The following is a 3,500-nucleotide window of genomic DNA, read 5'->3' as shown; positions in this document are numbered from 1 at the left end:
TCGACACGTCCAATCCGTCATCCAAGGAGTGGACTTCCAAAGGTTCCTCGACCAGCGACGCCGACGGCAAGGTGCGGTTCACCGAGCTGCCCGGCGGGCACTACCGACTGGTCGAAACCAAGGTGCCTGAAGGCTACGTGCAAGTGCATGGCCAGTGGAACGTCGTCATCGACCTGAGCAAAACCAACGCGAAGGACCAGATCGAAATCACCGCGGTCAACGGCGTGCATTCGCCGGCCTTCGCCGCCGAAAACGGTGGATATTCCGTGACGAACACTCCGGAGCAGAAGATACCGGCAACCGGCGGGCGCGGTCTGATGGCCTACACCATCATCGGCATACTGCTCATCGGCGCGGGCGCGGGATTGACCTGGAGGAAAATCCACGCTCCCACAACCCCGAACACCACGATTTCAGCGTGATTCATAACTGAATAGTCCAGCAGCAAACAAGGAGAAACCATGTTACAGGAAGTAAAGAGAGGCATCGTCGCAGCCTTGGCCATAGCCATGGCCGCGACGGTGGGAAGCTTCGGACTGGCATCAACAGCGAATGCTGACGAGGCATCACAGTCGAGTGGCGACATCACCATCAGCGGTCTGAGCGGCAGCAAGGTGAAGGTGGACGCCTACAAGATCATCGACGAACAGGTCGGCGCCGACAATGCGCCGATCGCGCCCGGTCTGACTTGGGACAGCACCGTCGCTGAATGGATCTCATCGAACTCGAACCAGGACTATCGCAAGTACATCGGTGAAAATAACACCGTGTCGAAGACCTATCAGGATATCGTCAGCGATTCGACCACTGATCCGGACTCCGGCATCGACGCGAACACGCATCAGACCATCGGCAACGTCGCGAAGTTCCTTGATGATCTGGCGAACAGCCGCAAGCTCCCGAGCAATCCCAAGAGCGTGACGAGCGATGGACAGGACGCAATCACGCTGAACCTGCCGGTCGGCGGCTACTACATCGAGATCACCAGCACTTATGGGCCGTATGTGTACCGCGCCATTGCCGCGAACGTGATTCCCGAGTGGAATGAAACGATCAAGCAGTGGGAGATCAAGCCGCAGACGGTCGTGGCCAAGCGCTCCAAGGCGGGCATGGACAAGGTCATCAACGGCGGTCGTGACGATGACAATATCAACACCGGTAAAGACAACAAAGACCAAGGTTCCGACACCGCTTCCATCGGCGAGACGGTGAACTTCGACCTGTACACCGACGTTCCGGTCTACCCGAGCAACGCCATCAACAAGAAGTACCTGATCTCCGATGTGATGAAGGAAAGCGAAGGTCTGACCTTCGGCAAGATCGTCAAGGTCGAGGCCACGAAGGACACGAATTCCGACAGCAAGAACTACAAGACGCTTGCTGCCGGTGACGCATACACGCTGAACACGCCCGGCAAGGACGCGAACGGCAACGCCACCACGTTCACCTTGGACTTCAACTACGAGAAGATTCGCGGATACAGGAAGATCCACGTTGCCTACACCGCCACGGTGAACGAGAACGCCAAGCCCGGTCAGGCGATGGTGAACGACGCGAAGCTGCAGTACAGCAACAACCCGTACACCAACGAGGACTTCCACACCGAAGAGGACAAGACCAAGGTCTACACCTTCGGCATCAGGGTGATCAAGGTCGGTGAGGAGAACGAGCGTCTGACCGGAGCCGAGTTCACCCTTGCCGATAGCGGCGAAAACGTGCTGGCATTCGTGAAGGTGGGCGACGGCGAATACCGCCGGGCCACGAACGACGATAAGGACACCACCACGAATCTCGCGGTGAACGACCAAGGTGAGCTGCGCGTATACGGCCTCAAGGGCGCCGACGACAAGGGCAAGCCTCTCACGTATAAGCTCAGTGAGACCAAGGCTCCGGGCGGATACCTGAAGCTCACCAAGCCGATTCCTGTGACGCTCACCCCGCAACAGGACAACAACAAGGACTACACCGGCACGCTGGGCTCTACGACCGACGCCGGTTATGTCACCGAAACCGTGAAGAACCAGAAGAGCGGCACCCTGCCGAAGACCGGCGGCATCGGCACCATCATCTTCAGCGTGCTCGGCGCGCTGATGGTGGCCGGTGGCGTGCTGCTCATCGGTTCGCGCAGGAAGAAGAACGCCTGAACCGGTAGAGTTCGTCCATTCCGCGCCTGATGCCCGTCATCGCTGACTTCCATCGGGTGTGGGAATGGACACCAATTCGCCAAGGGGCCGCATACGTTTTGGCATGCGGCCCCTTTCCATGGCATGCGATTGCCCTCGCATGCCGCGGCACCGACGCGTGCGGGAACGCTCGCAGCGACGATGCCGGCTTTTTCGTATTCGTCTCATCGAGGTGTTCATGGCATCGATTCCGAGAAAACACTCCACGTCATCGGTCAAGGATCGGCTGACCACGCTGCTTGCCGTGCTGCTCGTCGTCTGCGGAGCCACGGTGTTCGCATACCCCACAGTGTCGAACCTGCTCGCGTCGCGCAAACAGACCGAAGTCGTGGAATCGTATCGGAACAGCGTCACCAAAACCGACAAGGCGAAGCTGCGCGCCGAATGGGGCGCGGCGAAAACCTACAACGAGAACCTGAACGGCGATCCGTTGCACGATCCGTTCGTGTCGGGAAGCGGGTACGTGCTGCCTACCAACTACGCCAGCGTGCTCAACGTGAACCACGACGGCGTGATGGGGTATCTCGACATCAAACGCATATCCCTGCGTCTGCCGATCTACCACGGCGTCTCCGAAGACGTGCTGTCCAGGGGCGTCGGGCATCTGCGCCAGACCGCGCTGCCGATCGGAGGCAAAGGCTCACGTCCCGTGCTCGCCGGGCATCGCGGGCTGCCGTCCGCGGAACTGTTTACCCGACTGGGGGAGATGCGCAAGGGCGACCTGTTCTGGATAGACGTGCTCGATAGGAAACTCACCTACAAGGTTGTCGACATCAGTGTGATAGAGCCGGAAGACCTCGACGAGCTGAAAGCCGACCCGGACCGCGATTTGGTGACCCTGCTGACCTGCACGCCTTACGGGAAGAACACGCATCGTCTGCTGGTGACGGGAGAGCGCACCGCCTACGTGCCGGAGGACTCCGCCAAGGCGGGCAAGGCGACGATGATTCCGGATTCGATGGATTGGTGGGTGCGCGCCGGACTGCTGGCCGGAGGCGTGACGCTGTTCGCATCGCTTGGCGCATTGGCATGGTGGAAACGGCGCAAGGCGCGTGATATGCGCGTTCGGCAGGGTTTTGCTTGATGGATGCGCACGGTAAAGTCGGCCGCGAAGTCCAGCAAGCGGCGGGAACGCACGGCGCATGTCGTTCTGCGATAGAGTGGGCACGGGAAAAATTCCGAAAATCCCCGCATCGACGGGGATTGTTCTAAGGAGCACAACATGACCGATCAGCGCACTGCGTGGGGTTGGGGTCTGGCCAGCGTGGACGCGGCCGGCAACACCTTGGACGTATGGTATCCGAAGCTCGAACTGGG

Annotated in this window: 3 protein-coding genes; all 3 read left to right on the top strand. The window is 59.8% G+C overall.

Annotated features, from left to right (window positions below; genetic code table 11):
- Positions 1-422: prealbumin-like fold domain-containing protein (locus tag B3C64_RS00420; protein WP_291532964.1), on the top strand; the 422-nt coding region annotated here is incomplete at its 5' end.
- A 39-nt stretch (positions 423-461) separates the two neighbouring features.
- On the top strand, positions 462-2,144 hold the full coding sequence (locus B3C64_RS00415; protein ID WP_291532963.1) for a SpaH/EbpB family LPXTG-anchored major pilin: 1,683 nt from the start codon (positions 462-464) through the stop codon (positions 2,142-2,144).
- Between the two features lie 217 nt (positions 2,145-2,361).
- A complete protein-coding gene (locus B3C64_RS00410; RefSeq protein ID WP_291532962.1) occupies positions 2,362-3,267 on the top strand; it encodes a class C sortase in 906 nt (301 codons plus the stop codon).
- The last annotated feature ends 233 nt before the right edge of the window (positions 3,268-3,500 follow it).

Origin of the sequence: Bifidobacterium sp. UBA6881, assembly GCA_002451435.1 — a bacterium.
In the GTDB taxonomy this organism is placed as follows: domain Bacteria; phylum Actinomycetota; class Actinomycetes; order Actinomycetales; family Bifidobacteriaceae; genus Bifidobacterium.
Note: the sequence above shows the minus strand (reverse complement) of the source record. Positions and strands in the feature narration are given on the sequence as shown.